This window comes from Phenylobacterium soli, from assembly GCF_003254475.1.
GTDB lineage: Bacteria > Pseudomonadota > Alphaproteobacteria > Caulobacterales > Caulobacteraceae > Phenylobacterium > Phenylobacterium soli.
Genome location: NZ_QFYQ01000002.1, coordinates 244598 through 262643 on the forward strand (window position 1 = coordinate 244598; position 18046 = coordinate 262643).

At 71.7% G+C, this 18046-nt stretch carries 17 protein-coding genes; 13 read left to right on the forward strand and 4 right to left on the reverse strand.

Going from position 1 to position 18046, the window contains the following annotated elements; all coding sequences use genetic code 11:
- The first annotated feature begins 29 nt into the window (after positions 1-29).
- The 12 genes from DJ017_RS18560 to DJ017_RS18615 all read left to right on the forward strand — a co-directional run bounded on the left by DJ017_RS18560 (position 30) and on the right by DJ017_RS18615 (position 13017).
- Positions 30-362 (forward strand): TadE family protein, encoded by a 333-nt coding sequence (locus tag DJ017_RS18560; RefSeq protein ID WP_165830720.1) that lies wholly within the window; start codon positions 30-32, stop codon positions 360-362.
- Positions 359-1639 (forward strand): pilus assembly protein TadG-related protein, encoded by a 1281-nt coding sequence (locus DJ017_RS18565; protein ID WP_111530383.1) that lies wholly within the window; start codon positions 359-361, stop codon positions 1637-1639. The genes DJ017_RS18560 and DJ017_RS18565 overlap by 4 nt, the downstream gene beginning before the upstream one ends.
- A 281-nt stretch (positions 1640-1920) precedes the next feature.
- Positions 1921-2103: a Flp family type IVb pilin gene (locus DJ017_RS18570; protein ID WP_111530384.1), complete on the forward strand. Its 183-nt coding sequence runs from the start codon at positions 1921-1923 to the stop codon at positions 2101-2103.
- Positions 2104-2184: 81 nt separating this feature from the next.
- Positions 2185-2673 (forward strand): A24 family peptidase, encoded by a 489-nt coding sequence (locus DJ017_RS18575; protein WP_111530385.1) that lies wholly within the window; start codon positions 2185-2187, stop codon positions 2671-2673.
- Positions 2674-2705: 32 nt separating this feature from the next.
- Positions 2706-3587 (forward strand): Flp pilus assembly protein CpaB, encoded by an 882-nt coding sequence (cpaB, locus tag DJ017_RS18580; RefSeq protein WP_111530386.1) that lies wholly within the window; start codon positions 2706-2708, stop codon positions 3585-3587.
- Positions 3584-4945 (forward strand): type II and III secretion system protein family protein, encoded by a 1362-nt coding sequence (locus DJ017_RS18585; RefSeq protein WP_111530387.1) that lies wholly within the window; start codon positions 3584-3586, stop codon positions 4943-4945. Before cpaB ends, DJ017_RS18585 begins: the two co-directional genes overlap by 4 nt.
- Positions 4946-4950: 5 nt before the next feature.
- On the forward strand, positions 4951-5340 hold the full coding sequence (locus DJ017_RS18590; protein WP_111530388.1) for a CpaD family pilus assembly lipoprotein: 390 nt from the start codon (positions 4951-4953) through the stop codon (positions 5338-5340).
- A 2-nt stretch (positions 5341-5342) separates the two neighbouring features.
- On the forward strand, positions 5343-6578 hold the full coding sequence (locus DJ017_RS18595; protein WP_111530389.1) for an AAA family ATPase: 1236 nt from the start codon (positions 5343-5345) through the stop codon (positions 6576-6578).
- Position 6579: 1 nt separating this feature from the next.
- On the forward strand, positions 6580-8010 hold the full coding sequence (locus DJ017_RS18600) for a CpaF family protein (RefSeq protein WP_111530390.1): 1431 nt from the start codon (positions 6580-6582) through the stop codon (positions 8008-8010).
- Positions 8010-8966 (forward strand): type II secretion system F family protein, encoded by a 957-nt coding sequence (locus DJ017_RS18605; RefSeq protein WP_111530391.1) that lies wholly within the window; start codon positions 8010-8012, stop codon positions 8964-8966. The genes DJ017_RS18600 and DJ017_RS18605 overlap by 1 nt, the downstream gene beginning before the upstream one ends.
- A complete protein-coding gene (locus DJ017_RS18610) occupies positions 8963-9925 on the forward strand; it encodes a type II secretion system F family protein (protein WP_111530392.1) in 963 nt (320 codons plus the stop codon). The genes DJ017_RS18605 and DJ017_RS18610 overlap by 4 nt, the downstream gene beginning before the upstream one ends.
- A 275-nt stretch (positions 9926-10200) precedes the next feature.
- Positions 10201-13017 (forward strand): choice-of-anchor L domain-containing protein, encoded by a 2817-nt coding sequence (locus DJ017_RS18615; protein ID WP_111530393.1) that lies wholly within the window; start codon positions 10201-10203, stop codon positions 13015-13017.
- Positions 13018-13052: 35 nt separating this feature from the next.
- Here DJ017_RS18615 and DJ017_RS18620 read toward each other — a convergent pair whose 3' ends face one another.
- The 4 genes from DJ017_RS18620 to DJ017_RS18630 form a co-directional block, all read right to left on the reverse strand.
- Complete coding sequence (locus tag DJ017_RS18620; protein ID WP_111530394.1) at positions 13053-14066, reverse strand: glycosyltransferase family 9 protein; 1014 nt, start codon at positions 14064-14066, stop codon at positions 13053-13055.
- A gap of 27 nt (positions 14067-14093) precedes the next feature.
- Entirely contained in the window at positions 14094-16148 is a 2055-nt protein-coding gene (locus DJ017_RS18625) for an NAD(+) synthase (RefSeq protein WP_111530539.1), read from the reverse strand.
- 118 nt (positions 16149-16266) lie between these two features.
- Complete coding sequence (locus DJ017_RS20190) at positions 16267-16521, reverse strand: hypothetical protein (RefSeq protein WP_133255505.1); 255 nt, start codon at positions 16519-16521, stop codon at positions 16267-16269.
- Between the two features lie 91 nt (positions 16522-16612).
- Positions 16613-17434: a hypothetical protein gene (locus DJ017_RS18630; protein WP_111530395.1), complete on the reverse strand. Its 822-nt coding sequence runs from the start codon at positions 17432-17434 to the stop codon at positions 16613-16615.
- 222 nt (positions 17435-17656) lie between these two features.
- Between DJ017_RS18630 and DJ017_RS18635 the strand changes: the two genes are divergently transcribed.
- Positions 17657-18043, forward strand: coding sequence for a helix-turn-helix domain-containing protein (locus tag DJ017_RS18635; protein WP_111530396.1), 387 nt, complete (start codon positions 17657-17659; stop codon positions 18041-18043).
- Positions 18044-18046 lie beyond the last annotated feature (3 nt).

Below are 18046 nucleotides of genomic sequence, written 5' to 3' on the forward strand. Positions count from 1 at the left end.
TTCTGCGCTCGCGAGGCGGCGCGGCGGCCGTGGAGTCGGCCTTCGTCCTGCCGCTGGTCATCACCCTGCTGCTCGGCGTCGCCGAGATCGGCCGCATCGCCTGGACCGGCGCCGCCCTCAATTACGCCGTCCAGGAGGCCGCGCGCTGCGCCTCGGTGCGCCCGGGCGTCTGCGGCACCCCCCAGCAGATCACCGCCTACGCCGCCGCCCGGGTCTCCCAGCTCAAGGTCCCCGCCAGCGCCTTCACCACGGCGAAGCTCGCCTGCGGCGTCCAGGTGCAGGCCAGCCTCGACTACCGCTTCATGGCCTACAAGGTCTTCCCCACCGCGCCGAAGCTCCAGGCCAGGACCTGCCGGCCATGAGCCGCCTCGCCGCCGGCCCGCTCGCCGCCGATCGCCGGGGCGCCACCGCCCTGCTCACCGCCCTGTCGCTCATCGTGGTCCTCGGCTTCGTCGGCTTCGGCATCGACTTCGGCGCGGCCTACGCATCGAAGCGCGCGGCCCAGGGCGCGGCCGACTCCGCGGCCTACAGCGGCGCCGTCGCCTCGCTCGCCAACCTCAGCCTCGCCGCCGACCAGGCGCGCGCCGTCGCCGCCCAGTACGGCCTCGTCGACGGGGCCAAGGGGGTCAGCGTCGCGGTCAGGGCCCCACCCCTCGCGGGCGCCTACCAGGGACGCGCCGACGCGCTGGAGGTGGTCGTCACCCGACCGGCGCCGCGCTTCTTCGGCGGGCTCTTCATGAAGGGGCCGATGACCGTCGCGGCCCGCGCCGTGGCCGCCCGGCAGGCCAATCCGAACGGCAACGGCTGCATCCTGTCGCTCAACCAGTCCGACCCCATGGCCGTGCTGCTCAACGGCACGCCCGTCGTCGATCTCGCCGGCTGCTCGGTCTGGGTGAACTCCAACAACGGCGCGGCCCTGTCGCTGAACGGCGGCGCGATCATCAACGCCAGCCAGGCCAACGTCGTCGGCAACGTCTCGCAGAGCAACAACACCCAGCTCAACGCGCCGCTCAACACCGGCGTCTCGGTCCAGCCGGACCCCTACGCCAACGTCGCGCTCCAGAGCTTCAGCGGCTGCGACAGCACCAACGCCACGGTGAACAGCGGCGTCACCCAAACCTTCGCGCCCAAGGCCGCCGGCGGAACCTACGTCTTCTGCAACGGCCTGACGGTGAACGGCGGCGCCACCGTCACCTTCAAGCCGGGCGTCTATGTCATCGACGGCGGCTGGCTGCTGTTCAACGGCCAGACCAAGATCACCGGCGCGGGCGTCACCTTCGTGCTGACCAACCACACCGGCACGAACATCGCCACGACCACCATCAACGGCGGCGCCGACATCAACCTCAGCGCTCCCAGCGACGGCCCCTATGCGGGCATGCTGTTCTACCAGGACCGCCGCGCCGCGCTCGGCGGGACAGAGACCCTGAACGGCGGCTCCAAGCAGATCCTGGGCGGCGCGCTCTACTTCCCGCGGCACACCCTCCTCTTCAATGGCGGCACGGACGTGACCACCGGCGGCTGCACCCAGATCCTCGCCGACAAGGTCACCTTCAACGGCAATGCCCGGCTGGCGATCAACTGCGCGGGAACCGGGGTGCGCCCGATCGCCAGCATGAGTGTAATGCTGGTCGAGTAACTTCATTAGACGACTACAATATTCGAGAGACACGCACATAACTGCAGAGCTTGGTCGCGCACCCGGAGTCGTCGGAAGCAAGCTTCACCTTATTATTGACCCAAAATGGGTTTCTCCGTTACTGATTACCCTCAGCGAAACTATCGCCCTGTTGGCGCAAATGTCGCAGATTGCAACCGTTGAGTTTAGTTAACACCTGAATTACCTGTCTTCGTACCGGGGGACGGCGCCGCAACATCTTGCGCCTCTGGCCGGACATCAGATCAGGAAGAGGTATTCAGATGACCAAGCTGCTCAACAAGCTCGCCCAGGACCGCAAGGGCGCCACCGCGATCGAATACGGCCTCATTGCCGCCTTCATCGCCCTCGCCATCGTCGGCGCCCTGCCGGGCATCCGCGACAACCTCAGCGGCACCTTCGGCACCATCAAGAACAACCTGCAGTCCTCGTCGACGCAGGGCTAACGCCTACCTTGCGGGAGGCCCGGCGCTCGCCGGAGCCCGGGCCTCCTGAAACTTCCCTCCGGCCAGAATTCCCTTTCCGACATGCCCACTCTCCACGACGCGCCGGCCCTCGCCGGGTTCGCGACGGCCGCGCTCGGCCTCGGCTGGGCCGCGCTCAGCGACGTGACCCGCTACGAGATCCCCAACCGCGCCTGCGGCCTCGTCGCGGCGGGCTTCGCCGTGGCCGCGCTCGGCGCCCCGCTCGCCTGGTGGGGACCGGGCCTCGCGACCGGGCTCGCGGTGTTCGGCTTCGGCGTCCTGCTGTTCTCGCGCGGCCTGCTGGGCGGCGGCGACGTCAAGCTGGCCGCCGCCGTGGCGCTCTGGGCCGGCCCCGGGCGCTTCACCGACTTCGCCGCCGCCACCGCCCTCACCGGCGTGGCCCTGGCGCTGGTGATGCTGAGCCCGCTGCGCCGGCGCCTGCCGGCCCCGCCGCAGGCCGTGGCCCACGACTTCCGCCAGCCCATGCCGTTCGGCGCGCCGCTCGCCGCCGGCGGCCTCTGGGCCGCCCTCCTCCAGCTTCCCATCCACTAGGAGCCTGACGTCCGGTGATCTCCGCCCGCCAAATGAAGTTCCTCAGCCTGGCGCTGTTGATGTCGGGCGGCTCCTTCGTCGTGGTCCAGAAGTCCATGACGGGCGCGGTCCGCAAGGCGAGCGCCGAGGCCGCCGCCAAGGCCCAGCCCCAGGCCCAGCCGACCGTCCAGGTGCTGGTCGCCGCCGAGCCGCTGGCCGCCGGTTCGATCCTCAAGGCCGGCCAGGTGCGCTGGCAGGCCTGGCCCGCCAATGCGCCAACCAACGGCTATCTCACCCAGGCCAACGCCCGCCTCGAGCAGATGACCGGCGCGGTCGTGCGCGCCAACCTGGAGCCGGGCGAGCCGCTCACCGCCGCCCGCGTCGTCCAGCCCGGCCAGCGCGGCGTCATGGCCGCGGTCCTCCAGCCCGGCTACCGGGCGGTCACCGTCAACATCACCGCGGCCACGGGCGTCGCCGGCTTCGTGGTCCCGGGCGACCGGGTCGACCTGATCCTCAGCCGCGACCTCGGCGCGCGCCAGTTCGTCAGCGAAACCGTGCTGCAGGACGTCCGGGTGCTGGCCATGGATCAGCGCGACGCCGACGCCAAGAAGGGGGCGCTGGTGGCCCAGACCGCCACCCTCGAGGTCTCGCCCAAGGGCGCCGAGATCATCGCCGTCACCGGCCAGCTCGGCACGCTCTCCCTCGCCCTGCGCAGCCTCGCCGAACCGGGGACGCCGGTTCCGCTGGTGCGCACGGTGACCCACACCTCGGCCGCCGACGCGACCGGTGGCGCGAGCCCGCGCCCCGGGCCCTCGGCCGCCGCCGCCGCCGCCCGACCCCGCGTCGCCCGCTCATCGTCCGCCATCGTCCAGGTCTTCCGCGGCGGCCAGGCCGCCCCGATGACCGCGGCTTTCCCGACCGGAGGCGCCCAATGAAGGCCCACCTCGCCGCCCTCGCCGTGCTCGCCGCCGGCCTCGGCCTGCAGGCGCCCGCCCGCGCCCACGCCGCCGCCGAGGTGGTGGCCGACGCCGGCGCCGACATGAAGCTCGAGCTCGGCAAGGGCCGGCTCATCAAGCTGTCGCGCCCGGCCGCCACCGTCTTCCTCTCCGACCCCAAGGTCGCCGACCTGCAGGTCAAGTCGCCGACCCTCGTCTACCTGGTCGGCAAGGCTCCCGGCGCCACCAGCTTCTTCGCCCTCGACGGCAAGGAGCAGACGATCGCCAACCTGACCCTCGACGTCGGCGTCGACGAGACCCGGCTGCGCGAGATGATCGCCAAGGAGGCGCCGAACAGCGAGGTTTCCGTCGCTTCGGCCAACGGCGCCCTGGTGCTGTCCGGCAAGGCCGCCTCGGCCGCCGAGGGCGAGGACATCCTGCGCATCGCCGCCCTCTTCGTCGGCGACCGGGACAAGCCCGGCCAGATCGTCAATCGCATGACGGTCGAGACGCCCAACCAGGTCTATCTCAGCGTCCGCATCGCCGAGGTGTCGCGCGACGCCACCAGGGAGCTCGGCTTCAACTGGGAGAGCATGGCCAACATCGGCCAGGCCGGCGGCTTCCTCGGCTGGGCCACCGGCCAGGACTTGGTCGACACCGCCAAGCGCACCTTCACCCGCCCGACCAATGGCGCCGGGACCATCGTCGGCGGCATCTACAACCCGGCCAAGGGCCAGGACATCAACGTCCTGATCGACGCCCTGCAGCGCAAGAACCTGGTCTCGATCCTCGCAGAGCCGAACCTCACGGCGGTGTCGGGCGAGCCGGCCAACTTCCTGGCCGGCGGCGAGTATCCGATCCCCGTCCCCCAGGGCAACGGCCAGACCACCATCACCTACAAGACCTACGGCGTCAGCCTGTCGTTCGTCGCCACCATTCTCGACGCCAACCACATCAGCCTCAAGGTGAAGCCCGAGGTCAGCCAGCTCTCGACCGCCGGCTCGATCACCCTCGGCGGCATCACCGTGCCGGCCCTGACCACCCGCCGCGCCGAGACCACCGTCGACCTCGGCAGCGGCCAGAGCTTCGCCATCGCCGGCCTGATGCAGAACACCGCCACCCAGGACCTGCAGAAGCTCCCGGGCGTCGGCGACATCCCGGTGCTTGGCCAGCTCTTCCGCTCCAGGAGCTTCCAGAAGAACGAGTCCGAGCTGGTCATCATCGTCACCCCCTACCTGGTGAAGCCGACCAGCCGCCATCTCGCCGGGCCCGCCGACCATCCGGCCGCCGCGCCGGTTCAGGCCGCCGCCGAGCCCGCCAAGACCGCCACGCCCGCCGCTCCCGAGAAGAAGGGTTGATCCCCATGCGCGCCGACTTCCGCATTTCCATCACCGCCCTCTCGCTGCTTGGCGGCATGGCGGCCGCCGCCGCCGCCCGCGCCGAGCCGAGCCGCGAGTCGCCGCCCGTGACTGCAACCCCCGCCTCGGCCTGCACCCGCGAGCCCGCCCGCGGGCCGTGGCCCATGCTGCCGTTCGGCTGCGCCACCGAGGCCAACCTGCGGGCCATGATCGCCGACCCGGCCGATCTCCAAGAGGGCCGGCCGCTCGCGCCCGGCCAGGGCGACGCCGCCTTCGCCGCCGCTCATCGCCACCGCACCGGGACCGTGAAGACCCTGAACGCCGCCGGCCAGGGCGGCGCGGGCGGGGGCGCCGCAGGCGGCGGCCTCACCATCACTCCGGCGGGAGGCCAGTAGCCATGGGCCTTCCGCAACCCGCCGCCCGCCCCGCCGCGGCCCCGGCCTTCCTGGCCACCGTCGCCGACGAGGTGACGCGCGAGGCCGCCCGCCAGGCCGCCGCGACCCTCGGCTGGTCGCAGGGCCGTGTCCGCGAAGGCGGCGCGCTCGCCGCCCGCCAGCTGCTTTCCGAGTCCCCCGCTTCCCTGCCCACCGTCCTTCTCGTCGACGTCAGCGACAGCGACGAGCCGCTCGCGGCCATGGAGGCCCTGGCCGAGGTCTGCGATCCGGCCACCCGCGTCGTCGCGCTGGGCCAGACCAACGACGTCGGCCTCTACCGCGCCCTCCTGCGCATGGGCGTCAGCGACTACCTGGTGAAGCCGGTCTCCGCCGAGCTGCTGGTCGAGGCCCTGCGCCGGGCGGAGCGCGCCGGCGCCGAGCCTGCGCCCGCCGCCGCCAGGGCCGCCCGCCTGGTCGCGGTCATCGGGGCGCGCGGCGGCGTCGGGACCACCAGCCTCGCCGTCTCCGCCGCCTTCGGCCTCGCGCGCGACCACGGCCAGCGCGCCGTCCTCCTCGACCTCGACCTGCAGTTCGGCGCCGCGGCCCTCAGCCTCGACCTCGAGACCGGCCGCGGCCTGCGGGAAATGCTGACCAACCCCGAGCGCATCGACAGCCTGCTGATCAGCTCGGCCATGACGCCGGCCGCCGAGCGGCTGCGCATCCTCGGCGCCGAGGAGTCCCTCGACGAGGACGTGGAGATCGGGCCCGCCGGCCTCGAGGCGCTCACAGCCGCCCTCGCCGAGGACTGCGACGTGCTGGTCGCCGACCTGCCGCGCCGCATGGACGGCCTCGCCCGCGCCGCGATCGCCAGGGCGAGCCAGGTCGTGCTCGTCACCGACCTCAGCCTGGCCGGCCTGCGCGACGCCCAGCGCCTGGCCCGCACCGTCCGCGCGCTCGCCCCGGCCGCCGAGCTGGTGCTGGTGGCCAACCGCGTCGGCGGCGTCGCCGGCGAGGCGCCCCAGGCCGAGTTCGCCCGCGCCCTGGGGGCCGGGTTCGACGTCGCCGTCCCGGCCGACGCCAAGGCCGCCCAGGCCGCCGCCGAGCAGGCCCGCCCGCTCATCGAGGCCGCCGCCAAGTCCGCCGCCGGGCCGGAGCTGGCCAAGCTCGTCGCCCGCCTGGCGGGCGAGGCCGCGCCCGCCGCCTCACCCACGCCGGCGGCCGAACCGCTCACCTGGCTCAAAAGCCTCCTGGGGCGCTGAGATGTTCGGACGCCGCGGCCTTTCCTCCCAGAGCCAACCCTCGCAACGGGCCGAGGCGCCGGCGCTCGACGCCGCGCCCCTGCAGCCGCCGCTCCAGGCCACCGTGCTCGACCTCGCCAGCCACCGGCCCGCCGACCCCGCCGCCGAGGCGCAACGGCCGCCCGCCCAGGCCGCGGCCAAGATCCGCGAAGCGGCCAGCGCGGTTCAGTCGCTGATCCTCCAGCGCATCGACAGCGAGGTGGCCAGCCGCCTCGACCGCGACGCCCTCGCCGCCGAGCTCGCCGCGCCGATCCAGGAGATCCTCGTCGAGCTCAAGGTCCAGCTGAACCAGCGCGAACAGCAGCAGGTGCTCACCCTGCTGCTCGACGACATGCTGGGGCTCGGGCCGCTGGAACCGCTGCTGGCCGACGACAGCATCACCGACATCATGGTCAACGGCCCGGGCCAGATCTACGTCGAGCAGCGCGGCAAGCTGGTGCTCACCGACGCCACCTTCCGGGACGACAACCACGTGATGAGCGTGGCCAGCCGTATCGTCAGCCAGGTCGGCCGCCGCGTGGACGAGTCGACCCCGCTGGTCGACGCCCGCCTGGCCGACGGCAGCCGCGTCAACATCATCATCCCGCCGCTGGCCCTCGACGGCGCCTCGATCTCGATCCGCAAGTTCGCCAAGCGCGGCATCGACCTCGACCGCATGACCCGCCAGGGCAACCTCTCGGCCGAGATGGCGACCGTGCTGAAGATCGCCTCGCGCGCCCGGCTCAACATCCTGATCTCGGGCGGCACCGGCTCGGGCAAGACCACCCTGCTCAACGCCCTCTCGCACATGATCGCCGCCGACGAGCGGGTGGTGACCATCGAGGACGCCGCCGAGCTCCAGCTTCAGCAGCCGCACGTCGTGCGCCTGGAGACCCGGCCGCCGAACCTCGAAGGCCGCGGCGAGATCAACATGCGCGACCTGGTGAAGAACGCCCTGCGGATGCGACCCGACCGCATCATCCTCGGCGAGATCCGCGGCGCCGAGGCGCTCGACATGCTGCAGGCGATGAACACCGGCCACGACGGCTCGCTCGGCACCATCCACGCCAACCGCCCGCGCGAGGCCCTGACGCGCCTCGAGAACATGGTCGCCATGTCCGGCGTCAACCTGCCGAGCCGCGCCGTCCGCACCCAGATCGCCGCCGCCGTCAACATGATCGTCCAGATCAGCCGCATGCGCGACGGCGTGCGCCGGATCACCTCGATCACCGAGGTGGTCGGCATGGAGGGCGAGGTGATCACCACCCAGGAGCTGTTCGCCTACCGCTTCGAGGGCGAGAGCACCGAGGGCAAGCTGCTCGGCAGCTTCGACAGCGCCGGCCTGCGCCCCTTCTTCAGCCCGCGCGCCGCCTACTTCGGCCTGGAGCGGCCGCTGCTCGAGGCGATCGGCTGATGTCGCCGCTGCTGATCCTGATGCTGGTCGGGGCCGCCGCCGCCATCGCCGCTGCGGTGTTCGACGTCCGCCTGCCGCGCCGCGGGCGCCTCGCCAAACGCGCCCGCCGCCTCGCCGAGCAGGCGAGCGACCCCAAGGGCCGCGCCGAGCGCGCCCTGCGCCGCCAGGCCCGCGGCCGCTTCGACGCCCTCGTCCGGCGCCTGCTGCCGCGCCCCGCCGCCCTGCAGGGCCGGCTGGAGGCCACCGGCTATCCGATCACCTTCACCCAGTACGGGCTCGCCTGCGGCGCGGTGCTGGTCACGACCGGCCTGATGGGCGTCCTGCTCGGCGCCCCGGCGTTCATGATCCTCCTGGAGTCGGTCGGCTCGGCGGTCTGGCTGCCGCACGTCGGCGTCGGTTTCCTGATGGCCCGCCGCCGCGCCCGCTTCTTCAAGCTGTTCCCCGAGGCCATCGGCCTGATCGTCCGCGGCCTGCGCGCCGGCCTGCCGGTCAGCGAGACCATCGGCGTCGTCGGCCGCGAGACCCCCGATCCGGTGGGCGAGGAGTTCCGCCGCATCGCCGACCAGGTGCGGCTCGGCGAGGCCCTGGAGGACGCCATGTGGCGCACGGCCCGCCGGCTCGACCTCCCGGAATTCAACTTCCTGGTCATCAGCCTGTCGGTCCAGCGCGAGACCGGCGGCAACCTCGCCGAGACGCTCGAGAACCTCGAGCAGATCCTGCGCCGCCGCAAGCAGATGACCCTCAAGATCAAGGCCATGGCCTCGGAGGCGACCTGGAGCGCCCTGATCATCGGCGCCCTGCCGTTCATCATGGCCGCGCTGATGTACATGGTCAGCGCCGATTACATGAAGACGCTGTTCACCGACCCGCTCGGCCACCTGCTGCTGGCCGGCGCCCTGGCCAGCCTGACGGTCGGGGGCCTGGTCATGCGCAAGATGACGAGGTTCGAGATATGAGCCTTCCGGCCCTGCCCTTCGGCGCGCACGGCGCGCTCCTGCTCGGCCTCGTCGTCGGCGCGGTGAACTTCCGGAGCGTGCTGTCGGTGATGCGCGCCCTCTCGCCGCCGGACCTGGTGGCCGCCCGCGCCCGCTCTCACGCGCGCCGCCGCAGCGAGCTGCGCGCCCGGCGGCTGACGCCCAAGCGCGCCGGCGCCCGCCAGTCGATCGGCCTCGCCCGCGCCCTCCTGCAGCGCCTCAAGCTCGACCGCGGTGGCGAGGCGGACAAGGTGGCCGACCAGCTCGCCCGGGCCGGCTGGCGCTCCCGCGACGCCGTCGTCGTCTTCCTCACCCTGCGCCTGGCCGCGCCCTTCGTCGTCGGCCTCGCCGCCTATGTGCTCGGCCCCTCGATCCTGCACTTCAGCGGCGGGAGCCTGCGCATGCTGGTCACCGCCGGCGGCGCCCTGGCCGGCTCCTACCTGCCGACCGTCCTGCTCAGGAACGGTGTCGAGCGGCGGCAGAAGAAGATCCAGAAGGGCCTGCCCGACGCGCTCGACCTGTTCGTCATCTGCGCCGAGGCCGGCCTGACCCTCGACGCCGCCGTCACCCGCGTGGCCCGCGAGATGGGCGCCGCCGCGCCCGAGCTCGCCGACGAGCTCGGCCTCACCGCCATCGAGCTCGGCTTCCTGCCCGACCGCCGCGAGGCCCTGCAGAACCTCGCCCGGCGCGTCGGCACGTCCGACGTCGCCGGCCTCGTCGGGACCCTCGTCCAGACCGAGAAATACGGCACACCCCTCGCCCAGGCCTTGCGCGTCCTGGCGGCCGAGTTCCGCGACACCCGCATGATGCGCGCCGAGGAAAAGGCCGCGCGCCTGCCGGCGACCCTTACCGTGCCGATGATCGTCTTCGTCCTGCCGCCGCTGTTCGTGGTGCTGATCGGCCCGGCCATCCTCCAGGCCCTGGCGGTGAGCTGGCACTGAGTCGGGCCAGCTCTACCCGAAATACACCCGAAAACCGAATGACAACCGCCGGTTTTCCAAAGTCATTTCTAAGTCTCATTCGCACGTCTAACGACTTTCATTCTCAGCGTTACTTGCAATTGAATTTCAGTCTTTCTCTGAACAACTTCAAATAACTGCGACATTTCGTACCGACGCTACGTAAATTCACATCAATCCGGTGGGAATTCCCCGGGCTCGACCGTATCTGCGCCTCTCAGAGCGGCGGAACAGCCACTGCGAGAGGATCCCCCGGAATGCCCACCTTCACCGTCGTCGACCAGGCGCAGATCGACGCCAATCCGACCTCCGTCACCAACGCCTTCTTCCCCTCGAGCCCGGGCATCAGCCTCGACGCCGCCTCGCTGGCCATCGTCCACGGGACGAGCTCGATCAGCTTCTATGACGGCAGCCTGGCCCCGCTCGGCATCGGCGCCGGCCTGCTGATCACCTCGGGCACGGTTCCGGGGACCGCCAACACCGTTCCGGACTTCGGCCAGGACAACCAGATGGTCGGCGACGCCGACCTCGACGCGGTGGTCAACACGGTGTTCGCCACCTCCTCCTTCGACGCCACCTCCATCGCCTTCAACTTCACGGTCAGCGATCCCTCGATCACCGGCATCAGCTTCAAGGTGGTGTTCGGCACCGACGAATATCCCGAGTGGGTCGACCAGTTCGTCGACATCGGCGTGGTGATGGTCAACGGGACCAACGTCGCCTACTTCGGCAACGACCCGGCCGCCCCGCTCAGCGTCATCGGCTCCAACCTCGCCGCCGGCTACTTCCTCGACAACCAGGACGGCCACCTGCCGATCGAGTACGACGGCGTTTCCAACGTCCTGACCGTCTTCGCCCCGGTCCACCAGGGCGTGAACACCCTGAAGATCGCCATCGGCGACACCGGCGACCACATCCTCGACAGCGGCCTCTTCATCTCGGGCCTGACGGGCACGACGACGCCGGTCAGCGGCGTCAGCCTCGACGTGACCGGCACCGCCGGGAACGATGTCACCCAGGGCACGGGCGCCAGCGAGAACATCGCCGCCCTGGCCGGCAACGACTCCGTCAACGCCGCCGGCGGCGACGACGTGGTGGCCGGCGGGACCGGCGACGACACCATGGCCGGCGGCACGGGCAACGACTTCCTCGACGGCGGCGACGGCAGCGACGTGGCGGTGTTCTCCGGCGCCTCCTCCGACTACCAGGTCAGCCTCGAATCCGACGGCAGCTACCAGGTGAAGGACCTGGCCGGCCTCGACGGCACGGACACGGTCAAGAACGTCGAGAGCCTCGAGTTCTCGGACGGCGCCTTCGCCCCCTCGGCCATGGTCAACGGCGGCGCCGGCATCGTCGGCACCGCCCATGACGACGTCATCTCCCTGACCGTCGCCCCGCCGCTGCAGCCCCTCGCCACCGACGCCGCCGACACCGTCTCGGCCGGGGCGGGCGACGACAGGATCACCACCGGCGGCGGCGACGACGTCATCCACACCGGCGCCGACAAGGACCAGGTCTGGGCCGGCGCCGGCGACGACACCATCTACGTCGACCAGGGCGGCGACGAGATCTGGGGCGACGCCGGGACCGACACCGTCGTCTTCTCCGGCGCCTCCGGCGACTACCTGATCGCCAAGACCGGCGACGGCTACGCGGTCACCGACCAGCGGGCCGGCGCTCCCGACGGGACGACCCAGCTCGTCGGCGTCGAGCAGGCCGCCTTCTCCGACAAGACGATCACCCTCGGCGCCGCGGCTCCGGTGAACCACCCGCCCGTGATCTCCGGCCCGGTGACCGCCGCCGCCACCGAGGACGGCGCGGCGGTGGGCCTCAACGCCCTCGCCAACGCCAGCGACCCCGACGCCGGCGCGGTGCTGACCGTCGTCAACGTCCCGACGAGCCTCCCGGCGGGCGTCACCTACGACGCCGTGACCTCGACCTTCACCCTCGATCCGGCGAACGCCGCCTATCAGGCGCTGGGCCAGGGCCAACAGACCACCGTCACGGTCAACTACGGCGTGAGCGACGGCGCCGCCACCACGGCGGCCCAGGCTGTGTTCACCGTCACCGGCGTCGACGACGCCCCGGTCGTCGCCGCCCCGATCGCCGACGCCGCCGGCCAGGTCGGCCAGGCCTTCAGCCTGACCCTGGCCCAGGGCGTCTTCAGCGACGTCGAGGGCGATGTCCTGACGCTGAAGGCCGGCCTCGCCGACGGCTCGGCCCTGCCCGCGTGGCTGACCTTTGACGCCGCCACCGGCGCCTTCTCCGGCGCGCCGACCGCGGCGGGGACCTACGCCATCCAGGTCACCGCCACCGATCCGAGCGGCCTTTCGGCCGCCGACGTCTTCACCCTGACCGTGGCGCCGCCCGCGGGTCTCAACTTGACGGGAACCGCCGGCGCCGACGTCCTCACCGGCGCGGCCACCGACGACACCCTCTCGGGCCTGGCGGGCGCGGACTCCCTCACCGGCGGCGCGGGCAATGACCTGCTCGACGGCGGCGCGGGCGGCGACAAGCTGGACGGCGGGGCGGGGATCGACACCGCCACCTACGCCAGCGCCACCGCGGGCGTCACCGTCAGCCTCGCCATCACCAAGGTCCAGGACACCCTGGGCGCCGGCAAGGACACCCTGGTCAACATCGAGAACCTGTTCGGCTCGGCCTTCGCCGACAAGCTGACCGGCGCCGGCTCGGCCAACGCCCTCTCGGGCGGCGCGGGCGCCGATACCCTGACCGGGGCCGGTGGGGCCGACCTGCTGACCGGCGGGACCGGCGCGGACCGGTTCGTCTTCGCCCTCGCGGACTCCGCGACGGGCGCGCGCGACACGATCCTCGACTTCAGCCACGCCGAGGGCGATCGCATCGACCTGACCGCCATCGACGCCGTCGCCGGGGGCAAGGACCAGGCCTTCACCCTGGTTTCGGCCTTCAGTCACAAGGCCGGTGAGTTGGTCAGCGTCTTCGAGACCGACCACTACGTGGTGCAGGGCGACGTCAACGGCGACGCCGTCGCCGACTTCGCCATCAACGTCTATTCGCCGACGGCGCTCGTCGCCGGCGACTTCCTGCTCTGAGGCAGGCCGGGACCGGCCCCCGCCGGTCTCGTCCCTCAGGCGCGAAGGTCCGCCTCGACCCTGTCGAGCACATCCCCCCAGCCACCGTGGCTCGGCTGGCGGACGAGGCGGACCGATGCGTACCAGGGGCTGTCCATTCGGCCCCGCAGCCAGCGCCAGTCGCAGCCCACCGCCGGCAGCAGGATCCAGGTCGGCTTGCCCATCGATGCGGCGAGGTGGGCGAGCGCGGTGTCGACGCTCACCACCAGATCCAGCCCCGCCACGATCCGCGCGGTCTCGAGGAAATCCTTCGCCCCCGTCGCCGCCGGCGACAGGTCCCGCCCCAGCGCCGCCAGCCGCGCCGCGGCGGGCTCGTCCAGCGAGCGGTTGGCGTCGTTGGCGTGGGTCGCGCGGCCCTTCGCCATCACCCCGATCCCGCCGCCCGAGCCGAGCTCCACCGCCGGCGCCAGCGGCGGCGGCAGGGTCTCGAGCCTCACGCCCAGCCGCAGCGGCAGGCTGCCGGCGAAGACCCAGAAGTCGGCGCGCGTCCGGTCGTCCAGCTCGGGCGTGGCGCCCTCGAACAGCGGCGCGACCTCCGCCCCGCAGAAGTAGACGACCTCGCCCCCCATCGCCCGCAGCGGCGGCAGGAAGCGGGCGAACATGATCTGGTCGCCGAACCCCTGTTCGCCCAGCACCACGATGCGCTTGCCCGCCAGCGGCTCGCCGCGCCACTCCGGCCACGGCAGGGGCAGCTCGCGCACCCCGGTCTCCGGGACCTGCCGCCGGGCCTCGTGCAGCGAAAAGCCCTGCTCGTAATCCCCCTGCATCAGCCGGACGAGCGAGAGGTTGAACCGCGGCTTGGCCCACTGCGGCGCGGCGGCCATCGCCAGGCCGAACAGCTCCGCCGCCTCGGCGTCCCGCCCCAGACCGTAAAGCAGCGCCCCGAGCTCGTTCGCTGCCTTGGCCGGCTCCTGCGCCATCGCCGCGCGATAGAGCCGCTCGGCGCCCGCAAGGTCGCCCGCGTCCTGCGCCGCGCGGGCGTGATCGAAGAGGGTGGCGGCGGCGGGCATCAGTCCGGTGTCATGCCGGTTTGCCCCTCACCCGGGGACATTCGCCTCCAGCTCCTCCACCCAGGTCCGCGCCGTGGAGTCGGACGGGGCGCGCCAGTCGCCGCGGGGCGAGAGATTGCCGCCGGAGATCACCTTCGGTCCGTTGGGCATGGCCGAGCGCTTGAACTGGCTCAGCTCGAAGAAGCGCACCAGGAACACCCGCAGCCACTTCTTGATGGTCGCCAGGTCGTAGGCGTTGCGCGCGTCCTCGGGGAAGTGCGGCGGCCACTCGCCGGCCTTGGCGTCGCGCCAGGCATGCCAGGCCAGGAACGCCACCTTCGAGGGCCGCAGGCCGTAGCGGGTGATGTAGAACAGGTTGAAGTCCTGCAGCTCGTAGGGCCCGACGATCGCCTGGGTCGACTGGATCGCGCCCGTCGCGTCGGCCGGCACCAGCTCCGGCGAGATCTCGGTGTCGAGCACCGACAGCAGGGTCTCGTTGGCCGCCGCGTCGAACTGGCCCGAGGCCGCCACCCAGCGGATCAGGTGCTGGATCGAGGTCTTCGCCACCGAGCCGTTGACGTTGTAGTGGCTCATCTGGTCGCCGACGCCGTAGGTGCACCAGCCGAGCGCCAGCTCCGAGAGGTCCCCGGTGCCGAGCACGATGCCTTTCCGCTGGTTGGCCAGGCGGAACAGGTAGTCGGTGCGCAGGCCCGCCTGCACGTTCTCGAAGGTCACGTCATAGACCGGCTTCCCGGCCGAGAACGGGTGGCCCATGTCCTTGAGGAGTTGCTCGGCGGCGGGCCGGATGTCGATCTCCTCGGCCGTGGCGCCGACCGCCCTCATCAGCGCCCAGGCGTTGGCCTTGGTCTTGTCGCTGGTGGCGAAGCCCGGCAGCGTGAACGCCAGGATCGCCGAGCGCGGCTTGCCGAGCGCGTCGCAGGCCTTGGCCGCGACCAGCAGGGCGTGGGTGGAATCGAGCCCGCCCGAGACGCCGATGACGATGGTCTCGCTCTTGGTGGACTGCAGCCGCCGCACCAGCCCCTGGACCTGGATGTTGAACGCCTCGTAGCAGTCCTGGTCGAGGCGCGCGGCGTCGTTCGGCACGAAGGGGAAGCGGTCGATCGGCCGGATCAGGCCGACGTCGGCCATGTGCGGCTCGTGGGCGAAGCGCACCCGCCGGAAGCGCGTCTCCGGATGTCCGGAGGCCGCCGCCGCGTCGTTGAAGGTCGGGGTGCGCAGCCGCTCGAGCCGCAGCCGCTCGACGTCCACGTCGGCCACCGCGATCTGCGGCTTGGCGGGGAAGCGCTCGGTCTCGGCCAGCAGCAGGCCGAGCTCGTGGACGCTGCCCTGGCCGTCCCAGGCGACGTCGGTGGTGCTCTCGCCCGGCCCGGCCGCGGCGTAGAGGTAGGCCGCCTGGCAGCGCACCGACTGCGAGGCGCACAGCATGGCCCGCTCGTCGGCCTTGCCGACGACGATGTTCGAGGCCGAGAGGTTGCAGAGGATCAGCGCCCCGGCGAGCGCCCCTTGCGTGGAGGGCGGCGTCGCGGCCCAGAAGTCCTCGCAGATCTCCAGGTGGAAAATGAAGTCCCTGTAGTCGCTGGCCTCGAACAGCAGGTCGACGCCGAACGGGGCGGTCTGGCCGGCGATCTCCACTTCGAGGCCAGTCAGGCCGACGCCCGAGGCGAACCAGCGCTTCTCGTAATATTCCCGGTAGTTGGGCAGGAAGCTCTTCGGCACGACGCCGAGGATGCGGCCCTTCGCGATCGCCACGGCGCAGTTGTAGAGCCGCCCGTTGCGCCGCACCGGCGCGCCGACGATCAGCACCGGCTTCAGCTTGGCGCTCGCCTCGGCGATCTCCGCCAGGCCGGCCTCCACCCGCTCCAGGATCGCGTCCTGCAGGTGCAGGTCGTCCTCGGCGTAGGAGGAGATGCCGAGCTCGGGGAACAGCATCAGGTCGCAGGCTTCCACATGGCCCTGCCGGGCCAGCGCCAGGGTCTCGGCCACGTTGCCGGCCGGATCGGCCGTCAGCGCCCGGGGCGCGCAGACCGCCACCCGCACGAAGCCGTGCCTGTGGATCGAGAAGAACGCGCCCTCTTCAGCCATCCCGTCCTCGACGAAAGCCTTGATCGACGCCAACCGTTCAGCGCCCGCGGCGGCTCCCATAAGCCCTATCTATTGACGAGTGGCGCCGAGCGCCACCTTTGCAGGACGCCCCTCGGCCTCAGGCGTCGTGCATCCGCGCGGCATGGGCGACGTGGAAATCGCCGCTCACCGACAGCACGATCCAGTCGCCGGAATGGGCCACCACGGGCCCCTCGGGGGTCAGCACCTGGACGGCGGCCGCCTCGGCCACGGCGCAGGCGTCCTCGCCCAGCCACATCCACAACGTCTGCCAGTTCTTGCGGTCGCCGGGCGGCGGCACGCGCAGGGCGGCGCCGTGGTCGAACCGCGTTTGTGAAGCTCGGGCTAAGCGCATCGAACCGGGATGGCCTCTGGAGAATCGGACACTCGAACGGACGCCCAGTTCCGCCGTGACTCGGTCACCAGAAGCTTAATCGCGAAATTTTTCAGTGCGGCGGCTCGAGCCGGTCGCGCATGTCCCCATAGGGATAGACCGCCGTCGAGGGGCTCGAGGCCAGCGACGGCGAGACCGCGTGGCGGTGCGTCCTGCGCTTCGACTTCACGTGCTTGGCGTTCGCGTGCTTGGCCTGAGCGTGCTTCGCCTGAGCGTGCTTCGCCTGAGCGTGCTTCGCCTGGGCGTGACGCATGGGCCTGGCCGCGTGGTGCTTGGCCGCCGCCGTCTTGGCCACGGGCTTGGGAATCACCGCCTTGGTCAGGGCAGAGAGCTGCGCCAGACGGTTCGAGGGGTCGGTCACCCCCGGCAGGGCGGTGCGGGCCAGCGCCAGGTCACGGCCGGGCGCGTCGGCGAACCAGTCGCCGGCGCCGTCCGCGCCCTTCGGCACGATGTCGGCCGCGTAGATGTCGTAGGCCACGCAGTAGTCGAGGAGCTGCGGCTCGGCCGGCAGGCTCCGGGCGCAGCGCATCGAGGCGCGCATCAGCGCTTCCGGGCCGCCGTCCACATAGGTCTGCCGCACCTCGCGCCAGGCGCGCTTGACCTGGTTGGGGTCGGGATCGTCCGGCGCGTAGCGCAGGGGCGGGCTGGCTTCGGCCGGCGCGGTCATGCGCGGCGGCGGGGCGTTGAAGGTATGCGGCGCGCGGGCCGGGACGGCGAACCACCAGGCGAGCGCCGCCGAGGCGAGCACCGCCACGATCGCCGCCACCGCCACGCCCAGGCCAGGGCCGGGCCCCGGCCGCGGGCCGGCGTCTTCAGGCTCTTCGATCCCCTGGGGCGCGAACGGCTCGCGCGGGGTCCACGCATCCTCCGCCATGGCCAAGGCAACACGGCAGGGCGATCTTCGGTTGCATGGGGGCCGATTGCACGGGCCGGGTAACGTTCGACGTATCGCTGCGTAACACGGCTCTTTTCAAAGGCGAAACAATGGTCTTAACCTCTGCGGGTCAGGGCGCTGGGGACCATTAGTCCACCAAAAGAACGCCCGACCTTTGGGGAGGTAGATGTGGCTGAGCGTTCCGCAAAGGCGCCAGACCCGATGGATATTGCCCTCGGGGCGGCGGTGAGAGTCCGCCGCAAATCAATGGGTATTTCACAAGAGGCGCTCGCCGAGCAGTGCGGCGTCAGTTTCCAGCAGATCCAGAAGTACGAGAATGGCGCCAACCGCATCTCGTTCTCCAGGCTGGTGCAGATCTCGCGCGCCCTCAAATGCCGCGTGGTCGACCTGATGGACGTGCTCGACGCGCCTGATCGGGACCAGCCGGCCGACATCGACATGCTGAGCCGGATGCGCACGCCCGGGGCGGTCGAGCTGCTCGCCGCCTACGAACAGCTCAACGCCGACTCGCGCACCGCCCTCGTCGGCCTGCTCCGCACGCTGGCGATCCAGCAGGAAACCCGCCCCCGGCACCGGGTGGTGGCCTGACGG

What these genes read in the sequence shown, in the direction of transcription:
- DJ017_RS18635 (WP_111530396.1), top strand. Translation starts at nt 17,657, where the DNA reads ATGGATATTGCCCTCGGGGCGGCGGTGAGAGTCCGCCGCAAATCAATG.
- DJ017_RS18585 (WP_111530387.1), top strand. Translation starts at nt 3,584, where the DNA reads ATGAAGGCCCACCTCGCCGCCCTCGCCGTGCTCGCCGCCGGCCTCGGC.
- DJ017_RS20190 (WP_133255505.1), bottom strand. Translation starts at nt 16,521, where the DNA reads ATGCGCTTAGCCCGAGCTTCACAAACGCGGTTCGACCACGGCGCCGCC.
- DJ017_RS18625 (WP_111530539.1), bottom strand. Translation starts at nt 16,148, where the DNA reads ATGGCTGAAGAGGGCGCGTTCTTCTCGATCCACAGGCACGGCTTCGTG.
- DJ017_RS18605 (WP_111530391.1), top strand. Translation starts at nt 8,010, where the DNA reads ATGTCGCCGCTGCTGATCCTGATGCTGGTCGGGGCCGCCGCCGCCATC.
- DJ017_RS18620 (WP_111530394.1), bottom strand. Translation starts at nt 14,066, where the DNA reads ATGCCCGCCGCCGCCACCCTCTTCGATCACGCCCGCGCGGCGCAGGAC.
- DJ017_RS18570 (WP_111530384.1), top strand. Translation starts at nt 1,921, where the DNA reads ATGACCAAGCTGCTCAACAAGCTCGCCCAGGACCGCAAGGGCGCCACC.
- DJ017_RS18615 (WP_111530393.1), top strand. Translation starts at nt 10,201, where the DNA reads ATGCCCACCTTCACCGTCGTCGACCAGGCGCAGATCGACGCCAATCCG.
- DJ017_RS18600 (WP_111530390.1), top strand. Translation starts at nt 6,580, where the DNA reads ATGTTCGGACGCCGCGGCCTTTCCTCCCAGAGCCAACCCTCGCAACGG.
- DJ017_RS18595 (WP_111530389.1), top strand. Translation starts at nt 5,343, where the DNA reads ATGGGCCTTCCGCAACCCGCCGCCCGCCCCGCCGCGGCCCCGGCCTTC.
- DJ017_RS18590 (WP_111530388.1), top strand. Translation starts at nt 4,951, where the DNA reads ATGCGCGCCGACTTCCGCATTTCCATCACCGCCCTCTCGCTGCTTGGC.
- DJ017_RS18565 (WP_111530383.1), top strand. Translation starts at nt 359, where the DNA reads ATGAGCCGCCTCGCCGCCGGCCCGCTCGCCGCCGATCGCCGGGGCGCC.
- DJ017_RS18630 (WP_111530395.1), bottom strand. Translation starts at nt 17,434, where the DNA reads ATGGCGGAGGATGCGTGGACCCCGCGCGAGCCGTTCGCGCCCCAGGGG.
- DJ017_RS18575 (WP_111530385.1), top strand. Translation starts at nt 2,185, where the DNA reads ATGCCCACTCTCCACGACGCGCCGGCCCTCGCCGGGTTCGCGACGGCC.
- cpaB (WP_111530386.1), top strand. Translation starts at nt 2,706, where the DNA reads ATGAAGTTCCTCAGCCTGGCGCTGTTGATGTCGGGCGGCTCCTTCGTC.
- DJ017_RS18610 (WP_111530392.1), top strand. Translation starts at nt 8,963, where the DNA reads ATGAGCCTTCCGGCCCTGCCCTTCGGCGCGCACGGCGCGCTCCTGCTC.